The following is a 20,867-nucleotide window of genomic DNA, read 5'->3' on the forward strand; positions in this document are numbered from 1 at the left end:
GCGAGCTGCCCGCGCGCCTGGCCGAGCCCGTGCTCCTGCTCGTCGACGCCGTCGACCGGGCCGGGCCGGTGATCGCGGCCGTGCTGGCGGAGGTGACCGCGCTGGCCCCGCGGCTGCGGGCGATCGCGTCGGCGCGGGCCCCGCTGGGACTGCTCAACGAGACCGTGTGGCCGGTCTCTCCGCTGGCCGTGCCCCCGGCGGAGGCGCGGACGCTTGCGGAGATCCGGCGCTACCCGGCCAGCGCGCTGTTCCTGGCGCGGTGGCAGCAGGCACGAGGAAGCGTGCCCGCTTCGATCGATGTGGATGCGTTGGTGATGCTGGTGCGGCGGCTCGGCGGGCTGCCGCTCGCGATCGAGCTCGCGGCGGCGCGGGGGCGGGTGCTTGAACCCAACGAGATGCTTGCCCGATATGGGCACCGGCTGCTGGAGCTCGGTGACGCCGACGCCACGACGACGCTGCGCGACGTGGTCACGGCCAGCTACCGGCTGCTCGACCCGACCATGCGGTGGGCGCTGCGGCGGTTCGCGGGGTTCGGCTATCGGTGGTCCATCGAGCTGGCCGAGGAGATGCTCGGGCCCGAGGTGGACGTGGTGCCGATCCTCGAACGGCTGGTGGAGCTGGGGTTGGTGCAGGTCCGTGGGGCCGGTGCGTTCCGGTTCTTCCTGCTCGACGTGGTGAAGGCTTATGCGCTGGAGCAGGCCGAGGCCGCGGGCGAGCTGGCCGAGATCCGCGGGCAGCACGCCATCGTCTTCGCGCGGTTCGCAGCGCGTACGGCACCCGAGCTCGTGGGCGCGGCGCTGCCCGCCGCGGTGGCCAAGCTCGACGATGTGGCCAGCGACCTGTGGGCGGCGCTGGCCTACGCCAACGAGCGCGACCCGCATACGGCGCTTTATCTGGCGTCCAAATTGCCGCGCTGGTGGCGGTTCCGGGGGCGCGACCCGCAGGGCAGGCAATGGCTGCAGCGACTCGTGGACGACCCGCGCACGACCGACGCCGACCCGTCGGTGCGCCGATGGGCACAGCTCGGTGTGGCCCAGCTCGCCACCGAGCACGGCGCCGGCATGCAGGAGCTGGCGCGGGCCGAGCTGGTGCTCGACGAGTTCACCCGGGCGGGCGACGTCACGGGCGAGCTCGCGGCCCGCACACTGCTGTTGGTGATCCATCAGGCGACGGGGTCCTACGGGGAGGCCCGGCGGCACGGGGAGGCCGCGCTCGCGCTGGCCACCAAGACCGGCCGGGTGCGCGACATGGCCGTGGCCCAAAACAACCTCATCTGGCATGACCTGCGCATCGCCGACCTCGCGGCGGCACAGCGGCGGCTGGCCGCGGTGGATCGGCTGTCGGCGCGGTGCGGCGAGCACCAGCTGCGCGCATTGGCACGTGCCAATCTCGCCGAGGTGTTGCGTCTGGACGGTCGCTACGAGGAGTCCATCCAGGTCGGGCTGCAGGCCTCCGAGATGCTCGTCGAGCTGGGCCACCCCAACCAGCGCAGGCGCCTGCACGGTGTGATCGGGCTGTCCTACGCGCTCAACGGTCAGCTGGAGGCGGCCGAGAAGACGCTCGGTGAGCTGCGCGCGATGCTGACCGTGTCGGACGAGACCGGCGAGCCCGACGACGACTGGGACTGCTCGATGATCGAGGCCACCCTGGCGCGCCGGCGCGGACAGCGCACACTCGCCGCAAACTGGTACGCGGCAGCGGCCGAGGCCTCCGACCGGCTGGCCGATCAGCGCGACATCGCCGAGGCTCTCGTCGGCCTGATCTGCATGAGTGACGATCCGGAGCCTGCGCGCGCTCAACTAGACGAACTGTGTTTCACCGCGGGGATCACCCTCACCGCGTGGGAACAGGCTCAGTTGGACACAAGGGAAGAGTCCAAGCGCCCCATACCCTGACCCGCACCGTCGGGGTGTGGGGCGCTCAACTCGGGCGGCACCCCCCGGCCCATGCACTCGCACGGGCACGCCCCCCACGGGGCCAGCGGTCGCCACACTCAGCTGGCCCCGTCGCCGCGCCGATCATGAACGATCGCGGGGTCGCCCCGTGGCTGGCCTAACGGCCCATGCCGAAGTTGACTGAAGTCAACGAGCAGCATGGGCCGGCTCGAACGCGGGCGGCCCCCCGACGATGCCCCTGTCTCCCCGTCGTCTCCGCCCGCGCCGAGTTGTGCCCCCGCGTAGCCCGCGAAGGGCTTCCTGGCCCGCCGCCGTGACGCAAACGCGCAGGCGGTCGTCCCTCCCCAAGGGGTTCGACGGTAGCAACCGCCTGCCACCCGTTCATCCTGATTTCGGATGCTTTCCGGGTTTCCCACGCCGGTTTCTGCCGGGCTTTCTGCCGGTCCGCTGAGCGGGATATAGATGTAACCCACCGATCCGATTGTCGGCTGCGGAAAGTACTCTGAGGGTTCACTCGGTCACCGTGCGTCGGGGAGGACAGCATGGGTAAGGAGATCGCGCAAGGCACGTTCAGCCGCGAGGAACGGGCGCGGTACCGCTACAAGGTGCGCCGTTGCCTGGATGTCTTCGCCTTGATGCTGGACGACTTCAGTTTTGACTCCGACCACCCGATGACCGGCTTAGAGATTGAGCTCAACCTCGTCGATTCCCACTACCAGCCGACGATGCGCAACACCGACGTGCTGAGCATGAACGATCCCGTCTTCCAGACCGAGCTGGGACAGTTCAATTTGGAGCTCAATGTGCCGCCGCGCCTCATCGCCGAGGACGGTCTCGCCGGCTACGACGACTACATCACCGCCGCGATCACCCGGGCCAACCGGCACGCGGCCAACTTCGACACCAGGATCGTGATGATCGGTGTGCTGCCGACGCTGACCACCGATCACACCGCCTTGGCCAACATCTCGCACGACGGCCGGTACCGCGTTTTGAATGAGGAGATCCTCTCGGTCCGCGGCGATCAGATCACGCTTGACATCCGCGGCCTGGACCACCTCCACACGCAGACCGATTCGATCGCGCCCGAGGCCGCCTGCACCAGCCTGCAATTCCACCTCCAGGTGGCCCCCGGCGAGTTCGCCAACCACTGGAACGCGGCGCAGGTGATCGCCGGCGTGCAGGTGGCGGTCGGAGCCAACTCGCCCTTTCTGTTCGGTCACCAGCTGTGGGCCGAGACCCGGATCGCGCTGTTCGAGCAGGCGACCGACACGCGGCCGGATGAGCTCAAGGCGCAGGGCGTGCGGCCGCGCGTCTGGTTCGGCGAGCGCTGGATCACGTCGATCTTCGACCTGTTCGAGGAGAACGTGCGCTACTTCCCGCCGCTGCTGTCCATTTCGGACCCCGAGGACCCGTTGGAGGTGTTCCGTTCCGGCGGCGTGCCCAAGCTGCACGAGCTGCGCCTGCACAACGGCACGATCTATCGGTGGAACCGGCCCGTGTACGACATCATGAAGGGCCGCCCGCACCTGCGGGTGGAAAACCGCGTGCTGCCGGCGGGGCCGACCGTCGTGGACATGATGGCCAATGCCGCGCTCTATTTCGGGCTCGTGCGCGCGCTCGCCGAGGACGATCGTCCATTGTGGACGCAGATGCCGTTCAGTGTGGCCGAGGACAACTTCCACGCCGCGGCCCGCCGCGGGATCAACGCTCCCGTGTGGTGGCCCCGCCAGGGCGAGGTCTGGGTGAACGAGCTGCTGCTCGACACGCTCCTGCCCCGCGCCGCCGAGGGCCTTGACCGGTTCGGCGTGCACGCGGGGCTGCGCGACAAGATGCTGGGCATCATCGAGCAGCGATGTCGCACCAAACGCACGGGGGCGACGTGGCAGGTCGACATGGTGCGCCTGCTGGAGGCTCGCGGCTACACCCGGCCCGCCGCCCTTCGCGCCATGTTGGCGCAGTATGTGAAGTTCCAGCGGTCCAACGAGCCGGTGCACACCTGGCCGACCGAGTTGTGATTCGTTGCCGCGGCTCGTCTCGCCTCGGCGCCCGCGGGCGCCGAGGTGGCCGCGGACGCCGTTTCGCCTCCTCACGCGACCGCCAGGCTTAAATCGACAGTTTTGCAGTAATCTAATTCGGTGTCACGCAGGAGGTTGCGCCGCAGACGCGGCGTGAGTCTTTGCCCGCTCATGACGTCCATCGTGATCGTCGTGCTGGGCGGTGGCATGGTCCTGGGCGGGCTCACCAAGCGGACAAACACCTCGACCGGGCAAGCGGAAATCCCGACCATGATCTCTCCGTCGGCCGCAACCCTGCGTGAGATCACGCTTCTGGCCGCGGGCGACGTCATCGTGCACCCGCCCGTGTGGGAGCAGGCGCGCTCCGACAGCGGCGGCAACGGCTATGCGTTCGCGCCCATCTTCGAAGACGTCAGCGGGACCATCGGCGCGGCCGACCTGGCGCTGTGCCACCTGGAGACACCGATCGCCCCGGCGGGTGCCGCGCCCAGCGGCTACCCGCTGTTCAACGCGCCGGCGGAGCTGCTCGACGGGCTGAAGCAGGCGGGCTTCGACGGCTGCTCGACGGCCTCCAATCACGTGCTGGACCAGGGTTTTGACGGCATCAAGCGCACCCTCGACGCGATGGACGCCGCCGGCCTCGGCCACGCGGGCAGCGCCCGCACCGCGGAGGAGGCCGCCACCCCGAAGATCTATGACGTCGGCGGGGTCAGGGTGGCTCACCTCTCGTACACCTATGGCTTCAATGGCCTCAAACCCCCGGCAGGCAAGGAATGGGCCGCCAACCTCATCGACCCGTCGGCCATCAAGGCCGCGGCGCGCAAAGCCCGGGAATCTCAAGCCGACATCGTGGTCTTGAGTCTTCATGCCGGTACCGAATACAAGCACACCCCCAACGCCGACCAGGAGCGCTGGGCCAAGGAGGTGCTCGCCGGGCCCGAGATCGACGTCCTGCTCGGCCACCATTCGCACTCCGTGCAGGCGGTCGAGCAGATCGGGGAGAAGTGGGCCATCTACGGGCTCGGCAACCAGGTCGCCCGCCCGACGCCGCAGAACGACAAGGACCGTGAGGGCGTGATGGTCCGGCTGACCCTGACCGAGACGGCCGAGCGCCTGTGGCGGGTCACCAAGGCGGAGGCCATCCCGACGTGGCTGCAGCTGACCCCGAAGCTGCGCGTGATCGAGCTGCCCAGAGCCGTCGCGGATGAGGCACTCCCGGCCGCGACCCGCAAGACGTATCAGGCCACGCTAGACCGGATCGCCGGCCATCTCCGGCTGCGCGGTGCCGCCGCCGGCGGGCTCATGGTGTTCGGCGCCTCGGAAGCGGGGTAGCAGCGCCACGCAGACCGAGCCCACCAGCCCCGCGAGCACCGCATAGGGCGCGACGAGATGGGCCGACAGCTGCTCCGGCCGCACATTCACCAGCACCGGCGCCGCCAGTAGGTATGCCGTCGCGACCACCGCCGGTCCCGCCGCACCGGACAGCGCCACCCCGATGCGACCCGCGCCCCGGCTCGCCGCGACCCAGGCCGCGCACACGCCGATGGCGATCGCCGACCCGGCCGCCAACGCCGCGCCTGGCAGGTAGATGCTGTGGAACCACGGCCCATTCGACGTCACCTGCCACACCCCGAGCTGGGCCACGCGCAGCTGCCCGCCCCCGGCCAGCGCGTCGGCGGTCGCCACGGTGGCCAGCAGCCACATCCATCCGCTGGTGAGGATGATGTTGTACGCGATCGGCCGCGAGCTCACCGCCGTGAGCGCGATGAACAGTCCAAACAGGACACCCGCGATCGCGTAGCCGCCGACGATCAGGTGCGGGGCGAACGTGTCGGCGCGTTGCGCCACCCGCGACGGCACGGCCGTCAGCGCGACAACGATCAGCCCGCCGAGCCCCGCGGCCAGCGCGAGCACGCCCCGCCACAGCAGCTTGGCCAATGACGACATGCCGACTGTCGGCATCCCCACACGGTCGGCGATCAGCGTGCCGAGCACCACGGAAAGGGACGAAATCCACACCGTCCAAGCGAGACTCGCGAGCCACGCCGCGTCGTCGACGCCGTGCACCGTCGGCAGCCACGAGAAGATGCCGAGGCCGTAACCGACCCCTAGCTGGGCTGCTCCAGCGCCGGCCGCGACCGCGACGGCGATGGCCATGGCTCGTACCATCTTGGACGGGGGCATGTCGCGCACCTTATCCGAGGCCCAGGGATCAACGCGAACCCGACTCGTACCCACCGTCTACTCTTCCTACGTGAGTGTTCCCAGCCACGGCACCATGGCCGCCTTCGCAACGACGCTGATCGTGTTCGGCATCGTCGGCTGGACGACCGGTTGGCTCGTGGCCGACGGCGAGCGCACGGACCTGGGGTTGGACCCGAGCCCGAGCCCGGTCGTGACGCAGGAGACTCCAAAGCCGACCCCTTCGCCGACGCCCACGCCCTCGCCCACCCGCGCCACCACGACCCCGACCACGCGGCCGTCAGACGCCTTCGCGATGCCCGACCTGGTGGGCCAGCAATACCTGCAGGCCCGCCGCAAGGGGCGCGACCTGGGCCTCACGGTCAACGTCCACTTCAACCAGCCGGGCGGCCGCCCGGACGGGACGGTGGTGCGCACCGATCCGGAGAAGGACGTTTGGATCCTCAAGGGCTGGGCGATCGCGCTCTATGTCACCGGCCCGGTCCCGAAGGTGAAGGTCCCACAGGTGCTCGGCCTGCCGTGCAAGGAGGACGCCAAGGACAGGGTGCTTGACGCCGGGCTGAGAATCGACAGCTATCCCAGTGGTGACAAGGGCACGGTCTACCGGGTCGAGCCGACCGTCGGCACCGAGCTGCCCTGGAACGCGGAAGTGAAGCTCTACTGCTCCACGAGCGCGTCGCCGGGCACCGTGTCGCGCTGACGTGATAGGACTGCATGGATGGGTGACCAGGATCGAACCGAACGGCCCAACCCGCAGGAGCCTGAGCCGGACGCTGAGCCGGATGCTCCGGAGCAGCAGGCGGGGCAGGCACCCGACGATGCCGCCACCACACGCCTGACCCCCGGCGACGATGCCACGACCCAGCTGCCCCCGGCCGATCACACGCAGGTGATGCCGCCCGCGGCCACGGCGTGGGAGGGCCGGGCCGAGGTTCCCCAGCCGGGCCTGCGCGGCTCCACCCCATACCCGGGTGCCGAGCCGCCGGTGCCGGTGCGCGGGCGCACGTGGTGGACGCCCCTGCTGCTGGGCTTGGTGACGTTGGGCCTGGTCGGGCTGGTGATCCTGGCCGCATACCTGTTCGGGCGGGACACCACGCCCGAGCCGCAGATCACGGACACGCCGGGACCGATCGTGCCGACCAGCGCCACGCCGCTCACCCCGACCACGCAGGCCCCGCCCAGTCCGACGCCCTCGCCGTCACCCGAATTGGTCGAGGTGCCCCGCCTGGTGGGCGACACGCGGACCCAGGCCACGGACAAGCTGGACGCGGCAGGCCTGAGCTACCGCCTGGACTTCAAGCAGTCCAACGCCCCGCGCGACACGGTGATCGAGACGGATCCCGCGGCGGGCACGCAGGTGCCCAGGCTGACGACGGTGGTGCTGGTGATCTCGCTTGGTCAGTCCGACCCGACGCCGACCACCAGGCCGACGCCGACGGGATCGGCGGGGCCGGGCTAGCGTCCACTGAAACGGCTCAATACTGCCTGCGGCGATGGGCGACGATGACGAGTCCGCCCATCGCGAGCCCGAGACCGATCAGCCCGGTGGAGATGAGGGACAGGGCAAGGGTGTCCGGATCGAGTGCCTGTATGGATTGGACGGTCGAGGCCACGTCAACCGTTGGTGCGTCAGCCTTTCCGATGTCGTCCGCCGTGGCGGGCACGGGCGTGAACAGCGCCGCGCCCAGTGCGGCCCCGCAGATGGCGGTGAGTCGTCGCGGTCGATATTGGGTGCTCGGTGGTTCGTCCATGGCGCCGTCCCCAGGTGCTGACGCCCGGGCCCGGCGAGGGTTTCCAACTGTCAGGGTTCTTCGATCGTAAGCACCATTCGCCTTGGGAAACCGGCGAATTCGCGAAGATGACTCGCGTGGCGTGCCGTGCCTACAAAAGAGTTGCCCGCGGTGAAGATCAAGCGGCTGCGGCGAGCACCCGTGGCGTGTCGCGGCCGGCGAGCTTTTTGAGCCCGGCCTCCTGCACGAAGATGGACCGGCGCTCGACCGCGTCCCCCGCCGTGTTGAGCTGGTATCCGTCGAGCCACATCCACCCTTCGTAGGTGGGCCAGTCGTGGACTCGGATAACCCGGAACATCATGGGCCGCAGGAATTGGACGCTGGCATCGCGCGTGACGTGGACGATGTCTCCGGATTGTGGGCTCATGATCTTGCTTCTCCATCCTTTGTCGCACCGCAGGTGTGCACAGCCGAGGGCATGGTCGTTAGCACTGGCGGGGGGTGGATAGCACACCGTCAAACGGGGATGACGCCAATCGCCCGATCAACGGGTACCGTGCTATACCAGACACAATGCACGATGATCGTGATCGATGCAAGTTGCACATTGGAAATTCAGCCCCGGTGTCGTTCGTCCGGTATGCGACACACCTGTGGTGATTAGACACCACCATGCCGCTCCCGCCGATTTGTGCGTTCGGATGCTTGAACTATGCCGGGTTGGCGGCGCATGCTCGCACGGCGGAGGAAATTCCCCCTGTTCGGCGACGCTCGGCACAAGCGCCGCCGAATTTGTCGTCGCGGAGGTGCGGACCGTGGCAACCCAACAGATGCCGGTGATGCGCAGGCGCCGGATCGGTCTGACGCTGCGCAAGATGCGCGAACAAAACAACATGACCCTCGAACAGGTCGCTGAGCTCATGGAGTGTTCGCAGTCCAAAATTTCGAGAATAGAAACCGGTCACAGCTCTGTGGGGATGCGCGATGTCCGTGATCTATTGGAGATCTATGGCGTGACGGGCCAGGACGCGATGGACATCATGGACATGGCCCGCGAGGCCCGGCGCCATGAACGCCAGCGCAGCTGGTGGCACCCCTACAGCAACGTCCTGGTGTCGGCCTACGTCGGCAACGAAAACGCGGCCAGCCGGGTGCGCGCCTATGAGCACCAGGTGGTCCCGGGGCTGCTGCAGACGAAGGACTACGCCGAGGCCATGTTTCGGACGAGCAATCCGAACGCTCGTCCCGAAGAAATCTCGGAACGAGTCCGTGTCCGTCTCGGTCGCCAGTCGTTGCTCACACGAGAGGACGAGAATCCGCTTCAATTCGAGGTGGTGCTGGACGAGGCTGTCATAAGTCGCCCGGTCGGTGGCGACGAGGTCATGAAGGCGCAGATGCTGCGGCTGTGTGAATCCGCGTCGTCCATGTCGAACGTGACGATACAACTGTTGCCGTTTGAGGCGGGTGCCCACCCGGCGATGGAGGGAACCTTTGCGATTCTCGACTTTGCAGAGTCGGATGGTTCCAGCCTCGTTTACGCCGAGAACGCGACCGGCGGCCTGTTCCTGGAGAAGGAACGCGAACTGAGGTTCTACGAGAATATTTTCGATAGACTCCGGGAGGCGGCACTTAGCCCCGAGGAATCCGTGAAGCGGATCGCATTTCTGGCGGAGGAGCCGAGATGGAAAAGGGTGTAGGTTCCCACAAGGGATACGAGCTGGACCTAAGTGGAGCACGGTGGCGCAAGAGCACGCGGAGTGGCGGCAACACCGACATGTGTGTCGAAGTGGCCTTTGTTGGTGAAGCCATAGCCGTGCGTGACTCTAAGGACACCACTGGCCCTGTGTTGGTCTTTACCCAGGGCGAATGGGACGCGTTTGTCGGCGGGGTGAAAGACGGCGAATTCGATCTGTGAGGTCCGCACAGTGGTGACGCGTCGCCGCGCAGTCGGGCGATCCGTCACGTCAGTTGCTCGCACAAGTAGGTGTTACATGGTCAAGGCGCGGCGTTCGGCCGCGCCTTGACCATTACATTTCCGGCCAATGGGGCTGTTCGATGGCGAGCCTGCGGCGCTGGGCCAGGGTTTCGCGGGCCTGTGCGAGCCATTCGCGCTGTGCCCCGGGCGGTGGCGGGAAGCCGAGTCCAAACCGGAACCAGGCCGGCGGGGCTTGTAGCCGTGCGTAGCCGTCGATGAGGTCATCGAAGATTCGTTCCAGTTCGGCCCGCGCGTTGCGCCCCGCGGCCAGGGTGGCGTGGTGCTTGGCCAGGTAGCTCGCGTGTGCCGCAGCCACCGTCCGCAGCCGGTTGAGCACCTCCTCGACGCGTCCACGCTGGACGGCGGCTAGCACCGCGGCAGCGCGATCCTCCTTGAGGTGCTTGGCAAGCGCGGAGCGGTGCGCGGGGCGCAGCCATGATCCCGGGCGGGCCAACGCCGCCTCGGTGGCCCTGATCCGCGTCTGGATGCGTTGCTCCGCCTGGCACGCCGCCACGTATCGCTGCTCCGCGCATGCCAGCCGGTCCGCGTCGGGTGCGGGTGGGGCGAGGGCGCTCACCCGCTCGGCGTCAACGACCAGGCGCCAGAGCCAGCGCTCCTCGTCGCCGATCTCGTCGAGCGCACCCGCCGTCGCCCGATCGTCGACCGGTGCCCGTGCGGTCGGGACCGCAGGCACCGGATGAGTGACGCCATGACAGGAGGCGCAGTAATGCCCGCACCTAGCCTCGATGGCCATTGTTCCCCCGCACGAACTGCACAACAGATCAACGAACGCGAGGTGACGGTGAGGTGACGGCGGCATGGACCGTCGCCTCGATTCGGTTGCGGTCGTTGTATCAGATAACGCCAGCTCAGTAGCGGCAACGCGCCGACAGAAGCCGCACTGGGACGACTGCCCCGAAAGAATATGAAGGAAGCCGAATGGCAATGCCGGAACACGCAACGAAGGTCAATTCATACCAACCCCTTGAGCCGGTTCCCTCCCTCGCACTTGATGGATTCGAGGAGGGCTGGCTGGACGGAAACAACAAGACATCCCTGGTGGACCATCCGCTGATGCGCGGCCTGCTGATGGAGCTGCCCCCCAAGGGCTCCCAGCCGTCGCCCGAATGGATGAACCGCTGGTTCGAGGCCGCCCGTGCGGTGCTCGATCTCATATACGTACGCAATTAGATGGAGAAGCTCGCCGGCCGCTCGATGGCCGGCGGGAGCGGTGCGGCCCGCCACATCCCTGCCTTCTGCGCGCCGGGCATGGCCGGGAACGCCGGGCTGGCCGGCAGGTAGCGCCGCCACAGCAAGCGTGGCTCGAATCCAAGGCGCCACAACCACTCCAGTGCATGGCGCTGCATCCAGCTCGGTGGGCGCGGCAGGTCCCCCGCGTGATACGCGAAGGCCGCGCCCACCGCGAGCATCGATGGTCTCCGACATGGCGGCGGCGTAGTCGCATGCGTCGACGAGCACGCCCAGAATGTTGCGCTTGCTTCTCCCGCCCGCCTGCCCTGCGGTGGGACCACGGGTGTCGGTGGCCTCATCGTCAAAATCGGACGGTTTTGTCTGCCTATTCGATCGCGGCCGCCATCCGGCGCACGCCCTCGGCGACGATCTCCGGTGAGGTGCCGAAGTTGAGGCGCACGTGCCCGTCGCCGCCCGTGCCGAACGTGGGACCAGGGTTCAGCGCGACACGGCCCCGCTCCAGGAACAGGCGCTGCGGCGCGTCGCTCATGCCCAGGTCGCGGCAGTCGAGCCAGGCCAGATAGGTGGCCTGCGGCGGGCGGTAGCGCACCATCGGCAGGTGCTCGGCGAGCAGCTCGCCCAGCAGGCGGCGGTTGCGGTCCAGGTCGGACAGCAGGCCGTCCAGCCACGGGCCGCCCGCGCGCAGCGCCGCCACGTGCGCGATCACGCCGAGATGGTTGACGCCGTCACCGACCTCCGGGGGCACTCGCTCAAGATCTGCCACTGCGGCCTCGCCCGCCACCGCCACGGCCGCCTTGACCGCGGCAAGGTTCCAGGCTTTGGACGCGGACAAAACAGCGAAGCATTTTTCGGTACCGGATAAAGCCAGAAATGGTTGGAAGACAGCACCATTCAGCGTCAGCGGCGCGTGAATCTCGTCGGAAACCACCCTGACCCCATGCGTGTCGGCAAGCGCCGCAACGGTTTCCAGCTCCTGTCGGGTGTGGACGGTGCCGGTCGGGTTCTGCGGATTGCACAGCAAATAGGCCTTCGCCTGGGCAAACGCGCGATCCAGCGCGTCCGGATCGAGCCGCCCGTCCGGCGTCAGCGGCGCCTCGACGATCCTGACGCCCATGCTGCGCAGGAACATGTAAAACGGCGGATACACCGGTGGGCTGATCACGACCCCGTCGCCCGGCTCGGTCACCAGCCGCAGCAGCTCGACCACGCCCATCATGACGTCGGGCATGAGCCGCGTCCGTCCAATTTCGACAGCCCAACCCCAGCGCTGCTTCGCGAACCCGGCCATGGCCTCGGCATAGTCCGTGCCGAAGGCATAGCCCGTGTCACCGGCCTCGATCGCCTCAAGCAGCGCCTGTTTGACCGGCTCCGACAGCCTGGTGTCCATCTCGGCCACCCACATGGGCAGCACATCCTGCGGATAGCTGCGCCACTTCTGGCTCGTGCGGTGGCCCCGCAGATCCGCGAGCTCGATGTCACGCAGTGGTGAGATCACGATTCGAACCTACGCGAAATCGGCGACCGCACAAGCGATGTTGTCCGGTGCGCCCTGGGCGTAGGCGAGATCGATGAGCTTTTGCACCACCTGATCGGGTTCGACGGGCTCGGTCAGCGTCGCCGCGATCGAATCGCGATCGACGAACGCGGACAGCCCATCGGAGCACAACAGGTAGCGATCGCCCGGCAGGGCCGTGCGCAGCGCCAGGTCCACCTCGACCGGCTGCCCACCGGCCCCGAGCGCCCGCGCCAACAAGGGCCGCTGCGGGTGTGCCACGGCCTCCTCGCGGGTGAGCCTTCCCTGATCGACGAGCGTCTGCACATAGGTGTGATCGTGCGTCAGCTGAAACAACTCGCCGCCACGCCACACGTATGCCCTCGAATCGCCGACGTGCACCAGCGCCAGCTGGGAACCGGCACGCAGCATCGCCGTGAGCGTGGTGAACGGCTGCTGATCGTCGACTGTGGCCGCACGCAACGCTGTGTCGACCGCGGCCACCGCCTCCGCCAGTTTCGCCAGGAGCTCGGTGGCCGGGATTTCGGCCAGCTCCAACGGCTTGAGCGCGTCGACGGCCGCGCTGCTTGCCGCCGCCCCGCCCGGCCCGCGCATCCCGTCCGCCACGGCCAACAGCCGCCGGCTCGCATGGGCCGTGTCTTCGTTGCTGTCCCGCACTGCTCCCTTGTCGCAACGCGCGGCGTAACGCACGTCCATCGTGGAAACCTGCCCGGTCAGGTCCTCGACGAGCACACTGGCCAGGCGTTGGCGGGCCGCCGTCTCGGCCGTGACCCGCCCCCAGAACGCCGAGATCGCCTCGGCCGCGGCGGCGGGCTCAAGCCCGCACACCGTCGCGATCTCGGCCAGCGGCATGCCGATGCGTCGCAGCCGCGCGATCAGCCGGGCTCGCTCCAGCTGGCCAGGGTGGTAGAGCCGGTAGCCCGACTCCGGGTCGACCGCGGCCGGCGGCAGCAACCCCAACTCGTCGTACAGGCGCAGCGCCTTGGCGGTCAGCTTGGCCGCCCTGGCGAACGCACCGATCGTCAGCAGCTCCACACCGCCCATCCTGTGGCTTCCCCCAAGGTCAAGGTCAAGCTTGGAGTTCGCAGGCGGATGCGTCGGTGGCGCCGAAGGCGTGAATCGCGGTCGGTGGCAGGGCAAGGGTGGTCACCTGCGCGCTGCTTGAACGGCACCACCTGCGAGCCGGCTTCGCGGCCACACCTGACACCGCGCAGCTGATCAAATGCGCGCCAACTCGCGCCATCCACGACCACAGCCTTGGAACCGCGACACGCCGAGATCAACGCTGCCGGCAATGCCTCAAAATAGTCGACTAGGTCGAAAAAGTGAGCGCTGGTCGAGTACCCAAATAAAAACGGTCTTGAAGTTGACACTCCAAGACCAATTACGCCACTTAGCGTGGTGGGGAAGGAGGGAGTTGAACCCTCACGCCCTTTCGGGCACACGGACCTGAACCGTGCGCGTCTGCCATTCCGCCACTTCCCCTGGCAGCCTTGCCTCTGCCAAGGGAAGAGAATATCTCTGCCCGAGGCAGCGCACCGGCTCGGGAGTGGACCTCCCGATTGGTGCGGGCACAGCCTACGCTATGCCAAGACCCCACCGCCAATCGGTTTGTCCGGTGGGGGACCGAGGAACATTATCACGACGGATGAGCAGGTTAGATGTGTCCTCCACGGCATCGGGAGGACTTGGCGCAGACGCGGGGTGTTGAGGGCAGATAGCATCATGTCCTCGGAACCCGAGGAGGAGCCGGTGAGCGTGTTGCAACGCTTTGAGAAACGCCTGGAAGGCCTAGTAGAGGGCGCCTTTGCCAAGGTGTTCAAGGGTGTCGTGCACCCTGTGGAGATCCTGAACGCCATGCAGCGTGAGGCTGAGGCCCACAAGGCCATCCTGGTCGGTGGGCGCACGCTCGTGCCGAACCGTTATGTGATCGATCTCTCGCCCTACGACCACAGCCGCCTCGCGCCTTATGCGGCCGCGCTCGCTCAGGAGCTTGCGCAGTCTCAGGCGGAGTTCATCGGTGAGCAGGCCTGGACGGTCTACGGCGACGTGATCGTGGAGATCGAGCGCGGGGACGGGCTCGACACGGGGATGTTCCGCGTGTCGGCCGAGGTCTACACGGCCGATCAGCACCAGCCGCCACCCCCGCCGCAATACGATGCCCCGCCGGCCTACCCGCCCTATGGGCAGCAGCCGCAGGGCATGGGCCCGCAGGGCGGCCCGCCGCCTGGTCCGGGCGGTGCGCGGAATGTGCGTTTGGTCTCAGGCGACGGCCGGACCTATCCGCTGGCGATCGGCCAGACCGTGATCGGCCGGGGTGACCAGGCCAACATGCGCCTGCCCGATGTCGGCATCTCGCGCCGCCACGCCCGGCTCGACTTCGACGGGTCACAGGTCGTCCTCACCGATCTCGGCTCGACCAACGGGACCATGGTCAACGGTCAGCGTGTCTCAGCGGTCGCCCTCAACCCGGGTGACATGATCCAGCTTGGGACGACGACGCTGACGTTCCGAGTGGACGGCTGAGCAGCCCTTGCCTGAGATTGTCCTCGCCGCCGCCCGGTTCGGGTTTCTCGTCCTGCTGTGGATCTTTGTGTTCACGGTGGTGGGTGTGATCCGCCGGGACCTGTTCGCCGGCTCGCGTGCGGGCCGGCTCGTCGCCGCGCCCCGCGGCGTCAATGTGGCGGCGGGGGCCCGTCCGGCTAAGGTCAGGAAGGGCCGCGCCGCGCACCAGCTCGTCGTGACCGCCGGTGCGCTCGCCGGCACGAAGATCACTTTAGGCGAAGCGCCGATCACGATCGGCAGAGCGGAGGATTCCACGCTCGTCATCACCGACGACTACGCGTCAGCGCGGCATGCCCGGCTCATCCCCCGTGACGGGCAGTGGGTCCTCGAAGACCTGGGCTCCACCAACGGCACGTATCTGGACCGCACGAAGGTCAGCGGTCCTACCCCCGTACCCCTCGGCGTGCCGATCAGGATCGGCCGCACTTCCCTCGAGTTACGGCCATGACTTTGACCCTCCGCTATGCGGCACGTAGTGACCGCGGCCTCATCCGGGACGGCAACCAGGACTCCGTCTATGCCGGCCCGCGCCTGCTCGCCGTCGCCGACGGCATGGGCGGCATGGCCGCCGGCGATGTCGCCAGCAACATCGTCATCTCGGCGATCTCTCCGCTCGACGATGACGTGCCCCCCGACAACCTCATCGACGCCTGGCGCAGCGCGGTCGGCGTCGCCAACCAGCAGCTTCGCGAGACGGTCGAGGCCAATCCGCGCCTGGACGGCATGGGCAGCACGCTGACCGGCATGCTGTTTTCGGGCAGCAAACTGGGCCTGGTCCATATCGGCGATTCCCGCGCCTACATGCTGCGCGACGGCGAATTCACCCAGATCACCAAGGATGACACCTATGTGCAGATCCTGGTGGACGAGGGCCGGATCACGCTGGAGGACGCGGCGACGCACCCCCAGCGCTCACTGATCACCAAGGCGATGGACGGGCGCGATGTCGAGCCGGAGTATTCGGTGCGCCAGGTGCTGCCCGGCGACCGTTACCTGATCTGCTCAGACGGCCTGTCCAGCGTGGTGCGCGCCGAGACCATGGCCGAGACGCTGCGCGAATACGTCGACCCGAAGCAGTGCGTCGACCGGCTGCTCGCGCTGGCGCTGCGGGCCGGCGGCCCCGACAACATCACGATCATCGTGGCGGACGCGTCCGATGACGACATCGTGGAGCAGGCGCCCGTGGTGGGTGGCGCGGCCAGCGCCGACCGTGCGGTCAACGCCTCCAACCAATTCGAGTCGACGCCGGCCGCGCGGGCCTCGCAGCTCAACGCGCCGCCGCGGCCACCCGCGCCGGCCGTCGAGATCACCGATGAGGCGCGGCCGCCCCGCCGGCACCCCGTTCGGGCGACGCTCGTGCTGGTCGTCCTCTTTGGACTGTTCGCGGGCGGCATCTGGTTCACGTGGCGGTACACCCAATCGCATTACTACATCGGCGCGACCGAGAACGGCCAGGTGGCGATCTTTCGCGGGGTTCCGGGCCAACTCGCCGGGTTCAACCTCTCCGAGGTCGAGGAGATCAGCCCGATGCGCCTGGACAACCTCACCGCGGTCGCGCAGGACCAGGTGCGCAAGGGCATCCAGGCCAAGGACGAGGCCGACGCGAAGGCCCGGCTCAGCGAGCTGATCCGCAACGATCCGTCCAATGTGAACCTGCTGCCGGTGTGCCCGACGATCACCCCCTCGCCGAGCCCGACCCCGTCGGTGACGCCAACGGCCACGCCCGACCCGTTCGCGAGTCCGACGACTTCGGCCGATCCCGTCGAGCCGTCCGTCAGTGCCCAGCCCAACGAACCCGTGGTGGCCAGCCCGGTCCCGTGCAGGTCGAATTAAGCCAGACAGTGAGATCTACATGAGCACGCCAGCCACCCCGATCGCCGCCACGCCCGTCGTGGTCCCGGCGGTCCCGAGGGTGCCCAAGGCCGCGCGCGCCACCCGGCGCACCGAGCTGTCGCTGCTCATCCTGGGCATGATCATGGTCGCGGCGTACCTGGCCGCGGTCGAGGCCAACATGCTCGGCAAGATAACCCCTGATTTCTGGGTACCGGCCGGACTCCTGGGGGCGACCTTCGCCGCACTGCACGTGGTGATCCGCTTTCGCGCGCCGTTCGCCGACCCGGTGCTCCTGCCCGCCGTCGCGCTGCTCAACGGCCTGGGCGTGGCTTTCCTGCGCCGGCTCGACCTGGGCCGGGTCAAGGCGCCCGAGCGCGAAGCGCTGACCATCTTCACCGGCGACGGCGGCAAACAGCTGATCTGGACGCTGATCGCGGTCTTCGGTGCGGCGGTGTTCCTGTGGTTCATCCGCGACCACCGCGAGATCTCCAAGTACGCGTGGACACTGGGCCTGGCGGGCATCGTGCTCGTGATCCTGCCCATGCTCCTGCCGGCGAGCATCTCGGAGGTCAACGAGGCCAAGCTCTGGATCAAGTTCGGCGACCTGTTCGCGATCCAGCCGGGCGAGTTCGCCAAGCTCGCGCTGCTCGCCTTCTTCGCGTACTACCTGGTGCGCAAGCGCGAGGTGCTGGCCCTGGCGAGCCGCCGCTTCATGGGCATCGACTTCCCGCGCGGGCGCGACCTCGGTCCGGTGCTCGTGGTCTGGGTGATGAGCCTCATGGTGCTCGTGTTCGAAAAGGACCTGGGCACGTCGCTGCTCTACTTCGGCATGTTCGTGGTCACGCTATACATCGCCACCGAGCGGGTCAGCTGGCTGATCATCGGTCTGCTGCTGTTCTTCGGCGGCGCGGGCCTGGCCTACTTCCTGGCCGAGACCGCGGGCGGGCCGTTCGCGAGCTTCGGCAAGCGGGTCGACGTGTGGCTGGACCCGTTCGAAGACCCGCACAAGTCGGGCTACCAGCTCAGCCAGTCGCTGATGGGCCTGGGCACGGGCGGGATGTTCGGCACCGGACCGGGCGCGGGCAACCCGCTGCTGGTGCCCGAGGTGCGCAACGACTTCATCTTCGCGGGCATCGGCGAGGAGGTCGGGCTGTTCGGCCTGACCGCGCTGTTGGTGCTCTACCTGCTGGTGGTCGAGCGCGGCCTGCGGGCCGGCCTGACCGTGCGGGACTCGTTCGGCAAGCTGCTGGCGGGTGGGCTCGCGTTCACCCTGGGCCTGCAGGTGTTCGTGATCATTGGAGGGGTGAGCAAGCTGATCCCGCTGACGGGACAGACCACGCCGTTCCTGTCGGCCGGTGGTTCCTCGCTGGTCGCCAACTGGTTGCTGGTGGCTGTCCTGTTGCGGATCTCCGATGCGGCACGCACGCCGGCGACCATGACGCTGGGAGGTGCGCGGCAATGATTGCGCCATCGATGGATGCTGCGCGCGGACCGGCGGCTGTGACGCTGGGAGGTGCCCGTTCATGAACGCGCCGCTGAGGAGAGTCGGCGTGGTGGTGCTCGTGCTCTTCGCCATGCTTTTCATCAACCTCAACTGGGTGCAGGCCTACAAGGCCGACGAATACCGCACCAGCCCCTACAACCGCCGGGTCATGCTCGATGAATACAAGCGCCAGCGCGGCGTCATCATGCTGGCCGGCGGGCTGCAGCTCGCCGTGAGCTCGGCAACCGACGATGAGCTGAAATACCTGCGCGGCTACCCCGAGCAGACGGCGCAGCAATATGCGCACATCGTCGGATACAAGCCGGTCAACATCGGGGCGAGCGGCATCGAGCAGTCCGAAAACGACTTCCTCGCGGGCACGTCCGACAAGCTGTTCGGCGACCGGTTCCGTGACCTGTTCACCGGTGAGCAGACGGCCGGCGGCAACGTGCTGCTGACCCTCTCGCCCACCGCGCAGGAACAGGCGTTCAAGGAGCTCAACGGAAACCGGGTGGGTGCCAAGAAGGGCGCGGTGGTGGCGCTCGACCCCGCGACCGGCGCGGTGAAGGCACTGGTGTCGATGCCCAGCTTCGACCCCAATCAACTGTCCAGTCACGACGTCAACGCGGCGCAGGCGGCGTACAACCAGCTGCTGGCCAATCCCGACAAGCCGCTGGCCAACCGGGCGATCAGCGAGATCGAGGAGCCCGGCTCGGTCATGAAGATCGTCGTGGCGGCGGCGGCCATGGAGAGCGGGGCCAACCAGGAGACCGTGCTGCAGGGCGGCGCGACCTACCAGGCGCCGGGCACGAGCCATCAGATTCCCAACGCCTCCGGCGTCAACTGCCCCGAGCAGATCACGCTCAAGCAGGCGCTGACCGTGTCGTGCAACACCGCATTCGCCCGGCTCGGGGTCGACCTGGGCTCGAAGAAGCTGACCGACACCGCCACCAGGTTCGGCTTCTATCAGAAGGACGTCCAGGTCGGGCGGCTCAACGGCAAGGGCATCGAGGCGGGACCGACCGTGTCGGAGAGCGTCCTGGGCAAGCTGACCACCAGCTCGGGCGGCGATGACAAGCCGACGATCGCGCTGTCGTCGATCGGCCAGGCGAGCGTGGTCATGACCCCGATGCAGGGCGCGATGATCGCGGCCGCGGTGGCCAACAACGGCCAGCAGATGCGGCCGTACCTGGTGCAGCAGCTGATCGGCGCCGACACCACCAGCCACTATGTCGCTGATCCCAAACCGTTACAACGCTCCTGCGACGCCGCCGTCGCACAAAACCTGCAGCAGATGATGATCAGCGTGGTCGAGAACGGTACCGGCCGCAACGCCAGGATCAGGGACATCGGCGGGGTGGTTGTGGGTGGCAAGACCGGCACGGCCGAGACGGGCGACAACGGCGAGAGCTCGCACGGCTGGTTTGTCGGGTTCGCGCTCAAGGACGGTCAGCCCGTGGCGGCGGTTGCGGTGTTCCTGGAGAATGCGGGCAGGGGCGGCAGCGCGGAGGCCGCCCGGATCGCGCAACAGGTCATGCGCGGAGTGATCGCAGACAAGGCGGGCAACTGATGGTCTCCTCGGGTGTGCTGCTCAGCGGGCGCTATCGACTCGACGAGCGCATCGCCAGCGGCGGCATGGGCGACGTCTGGCGGGGCACCGACGAGGTGCTCGACCGGACCGTGGCCATCAAAATCATGCTGACCGCGCTGCTGGAGGAGAAGGGGTTCGCCGAGCGCTTCCGGGCCGAGGCGCGCACCATGGCCACCCTCAACCACCCGGGCGTCGTTCGCATCTATGACTTCGGGATGGACCAGGTCGCCTATTTGATCATGGAGTACGTCGAGGGCGAGCCACTGTCCAAGACGCTCAACCGGGTGGGACGACTGACCTCGGCGCGCTCCATGTCACTGGTCGCGCAGGCCGCCGAGGCCCTGCACGCCGCGCATGAGAAGGGCATCGTTCACCGCGACGTCAAGCCGGGCAACCTGCTCGTGCGGCCCAACGGCACGCTCGTGCTCACCGACTTCGGCATCGCCCGCTCCGCGGCAGCGGGCCAGCTGACCGCGACCGGGGCCGTGCTCGGCACCGCCTCCTACCTGTCTCCGGAGCAGGCCGCGGGCGAGAAGGCCACCGCACTGTCCGATGTGTACTCGCTCGGAGTTGTTGCGTACCAATGCCTTGCGGGCAGCCGTCCGTTCGACGGGGACACGCCGTTGGAGATCGCGATGAAGCACGTGACCGGCACGGCCAAGCCGCTGCCCGACGACGTGCCACTGCCGATCCGGCAGGTCGTCGAGCGGGCCATGGCCAAGGAGCCCGCCAGGCGCTGGCCGTCGGCCGAGGCGTTCGCCGTCGCGGCGCGCCATGCCGCAAGCGGGGCGGCCACGCCGATCCCGGCGCAGCGCCAGCCGGTCGCGCAGCAGGTGCGCACGCCGGTGAC

Annotated in this window: 21 protein-coding genes and 1 tRNA gene; 14 read left to right on the forward strand and 8 right to left on the reverse strand. The window is 68.1% G+C overall.

Translation table 11 applies throughout. The annotated features are described in order from the left end of the window. The 3 genes from DM816_RS27965 to DM816_RS27975 form a co-directional block, all read left to right on the forward strand. A partial coding sequence (locus DM816_RS27965; protein ID WP_162907914.1) for an ATP-binding protein occupies positions 1-1,895 on the forward strand: 1,895 nt, incomplete at its 5' end. A 542-nt stretch (positions 1,896-2,437) separates the two neighbouring features. Continuing rightward, positions 2,438-3,913, forward strand: coding sequence for a glutamate-cysteine ligase family protein (locus DM816_RS27970; protein ID WP_117213381.1), 1,476 nt, complete (start codon positions 2,438-2,440; stop codon positions 3,911-3,913). Positions 3,914-4,084: 171 nt separating this feature from the next. Then, a complete protein-coding gene (locus DM816_RS27975; protein WP_117213382.1) occupies positions 4,085-5,245 on the forward strand; it encodes a CapA family protein in 1,161 nt (386 codons plus the stop codon). Here the strand turns inward: DM816_RS27975 and DM816_RS27980 are convergent. Continuing rightward, positions 5,162-6,097, reverse strand: coding sequence for a hypothetical protein (locus DM816_RS27980; RefSeq protein WP_162907915.1), 936 nt, complete (start codon positions 6,095-6,097; stop codon positions 5,162-5,164). The genes DM816_RS27975 and DM816_RS27980 overlap by 84 nt on opposite strands. Before the next feature lie 70 nt (positions 6,098-6,167). On the opposite strand from DM816_RS27980, the gene DM816_RS27985 reads away from it, so the two are divergent. Both DM816_RS27985 and DM816_RS27990 read left to right on the forward strand, forming a co-directional pair. Continuing rightward, on the forward strand, positions 6,168-6,815 hold the full coding sequence (locus tag DM816_RS27985) for a PASTA domain-containing protein (RefSeq protein ID WP_162907916.1): 648 nt from the start codon (positions 6,168-6,170) through the stop codon (positions 6,813-6,815). Between the two features lie 18 nt (positions 6,816-6,833). Further along, positions 6,834-7,574: a PASTA domain-containing protein gene (locus tag DM816_RS27990; protein ID WP_117213385.1), complete on the forward strand. Its 741-nt coding sequence runs from the start codon at positions 6,834-6,836 to the stop codon at positions 7,572-7,574. Positions 7,575-7,590: 16 nt separating this feature from the next. Here the strand turns inward: DM816_RS27990 and DM816_RS27995 are convergent, their stop codons facing one another. Further along, positions 7,591-7,866, reverse strand: coding sequence for a hypothetical protein (locus DM816_RS27995; RefSeq protein ID WP_117213386.1), 276 nt, complete (start codon positions 7,864-7,866; stop codon positions 7,591-7,593). A 157-nt stretch (positions 7,867-8,023) separates the two neighbouring features. Beyond that, a complete protein-coding gene (locus DM816_RS28000) occupies positions 8,024-8,272 on the reverse strand; it encodes a hypothetical protein (RefSeq protein ID WP_117213387.1) in 249 nt (82 codons plus the stop codon). A gap of 388 nt (positions 8,273-8,660) precedes the next feature. Between DM816_RS28000 and DM816_RS28005 the strand changes: the two genes are divergently transcribed. Together DM816_RS28005 and DM816_RS28010 are read left to right on the forward strand one after the other, a co-directional pair. Then, entirely contained in the window at positions 8,661-9,542 is an 882-nt protein-coding gene (locus DM816_RS28005; RefSeq protein ID WP_117213397.1) for a helix-turn-helix domain-containing protein, read from the forward strand. Further along, positions 9,527-9,760: a DUF397 domain-containing protein gene (locus DM816_RS28010; RefSeq protein WP_117213388.1), complete on the forward strand. Its 234-nt coding sequence runs from the start codon at positions 9,527-9,529 to the stop codon at positions 9,758-9,760. The genes DM816_RS28005 and DM816_RS28010 overlap by 16 nt, the downstream gene beginning before the upstream one ends. Positions 9,761-9,872: 112 nt before the next feature. Here the strand turns inward: DM816_RS28010 and DM816_RS28015 are convergent, their stop codons facing one another. After that, positions 9,873-10,514, reverse strand: a complete 642-nt coding sequence (locus DM816_RS28015) for a hypothetical protein (RefSeq protein ID WP_117213389.1) — start codon at positions 10,512-10,514, stop codon at positions 9,873-9,875. Between the two features lie 245 nt (positions 10,515-10,759). Here DM816_RS28015 and DM816_RS28020 point away from each other — a divergent pair, with 245 nt between their 5' ends. Then, positions 10,760-11,011, forward strand: a complete 252-nt coding sequence (locus DM816_RS28020; protein ID WP_162907913.1) for a hypothetical protein — start codon at positions 10,760-10,762, stop codon at positions 11,009-11,011. Here DM816_RS28020 and DM816_RS28025 read toward each other — a convergent pair. From DM816_RS28025 to DM816_RS28040, 4 genes are all read right to left on the reverse strand, one after another. Next, complete coding sequence (locus DM816_RS28025; RefSeq protein WP_246002320.1) at positions 11,008-11,250, reverse strand: WecB/TagA/CpsF family glycosyltransferase; 243 nt, start codon at positions 11,248-11,250, stop codon at positions 11,008-11,010. The genes DM816_RS28020 and DM816_RS28025 overlap by 4 nt on opposite strands. Positions 11,251-11,396: 146 nt before the next feature. Beyond that, complete coding sequence (locus DM816_RS28030) at positions 11,397-12,527, reverse strand: MalY/PatB family protein (RefSeq protein ID WP_246002321.1); 1,131 nt, start codon at positions 12,525-12,527, stop codon at positions 11,397-11,399. A 9-nt stretch (positions 12,528-12,536) separates the two neighbouring features. Continuing rightward, positions 12,537-13,580, reverse strand: a complete 1,044-nt coding sequence (locus tag DM816_RS28035; RefSeq protein WP_117213399.1) for a MerR family transcriptional regulator — start codon at positions 13,578-13,580, stop codon at positions 12,537-12,539. Between the two features lie 364 nt (positions 13,581-13,944). Further along, a tRNA-Leu gene (locus DM816_RS28040) sits at positions 13,945-14,030 on the reverse strand. A 240-nt stretch (positions 14,031-14,270) separates the two neighbouring features. Between DM816_RS28040 and DM816_RS28045 the strand changes: the two genes are divergently transcribed. From DM816_RS28045 to DM816_RS28070, 6 genes are all read left to right on the forward strand, one after another. Further along, entirely contained in the window at positions 14,271-15,071 is an 801-nt protein-coding gene (locus DM816_RS28045) for an FHA domain-containing protein (protein WP_117213392.1), read from the forward strand. Positions 15,072-15,078: 7 nt separating this feature from the next. Continuing rightward, positions 15,079-15,558: an FHA domain-containing protein FhaB/FipA gene (locus DM816_RS28050; protein WP_117213393.1), complete on the forward strand. Its 480-nt coding sequence runs from the start codon at positions 15,079-15,081 to the stop codon at positions 15,556-15,558. Next, a complete protein-coding gene (locus DM816_RS28055; protein ID WP_117213394.1) occupies positions 15,555-16,943 on the forward strand; it encodes a PP2C family protein-serine/threonine phosphatase in 1,389 nt (462 codons plus the stop codon). The genes DM816_RS28050 and DM816_RS28055 overlap by 4 nt, the downstream gene beginning before the upstream one ends. Positions 16,944-16,962: 19 nt before the next feature. Then, on the forward strand, positions 16,963-18,405 hold the full coding sequence (locus tag DM816_RS28060) for an FtsW/RodA/SpoVE family cell cycle protein (protein ID WP_117213395.1): 1,443 nt from the start codon (positions 16,963-16,965) through the stop codon (positions 18,403-18,405). Positions 18,406-18,466: 61 nt separating this feature from the next. Further along, on the forward strand, positions 18,467-19,996 hold the full coding sequence (locus DM816_RS28065; protein WP_117213396.1) for a penicillin-binding transpeptidase domain-containing protein: 1,530 nt from the start codon (positions 18,467-18,469) through the stop codon (positions 19,994-19,996). After that, positions 19,996-20,867, forward strand: an 872-nt coding sequence (locus DM816_RS28070; protein ID WP_162907917.1) for a serine/threonine-protein kinase, incomplete at its 3' end; no start/stop codon positions are given. The genes DM816_RS28065 and DM816_RS28070, both read left to right, overlap by 1 nt.

Source organism: Allorhizocola rhizosphaerae (genome assembly GCF_003426775.1).
GTDB classification, from domain to species: domain Bacteria; phylum Actinomycetota; class Actinomycetes; order Mycobacteriales; family Micromonosporaceae; genus Allorhizocola; species Allorhizocola rhizosphaerae.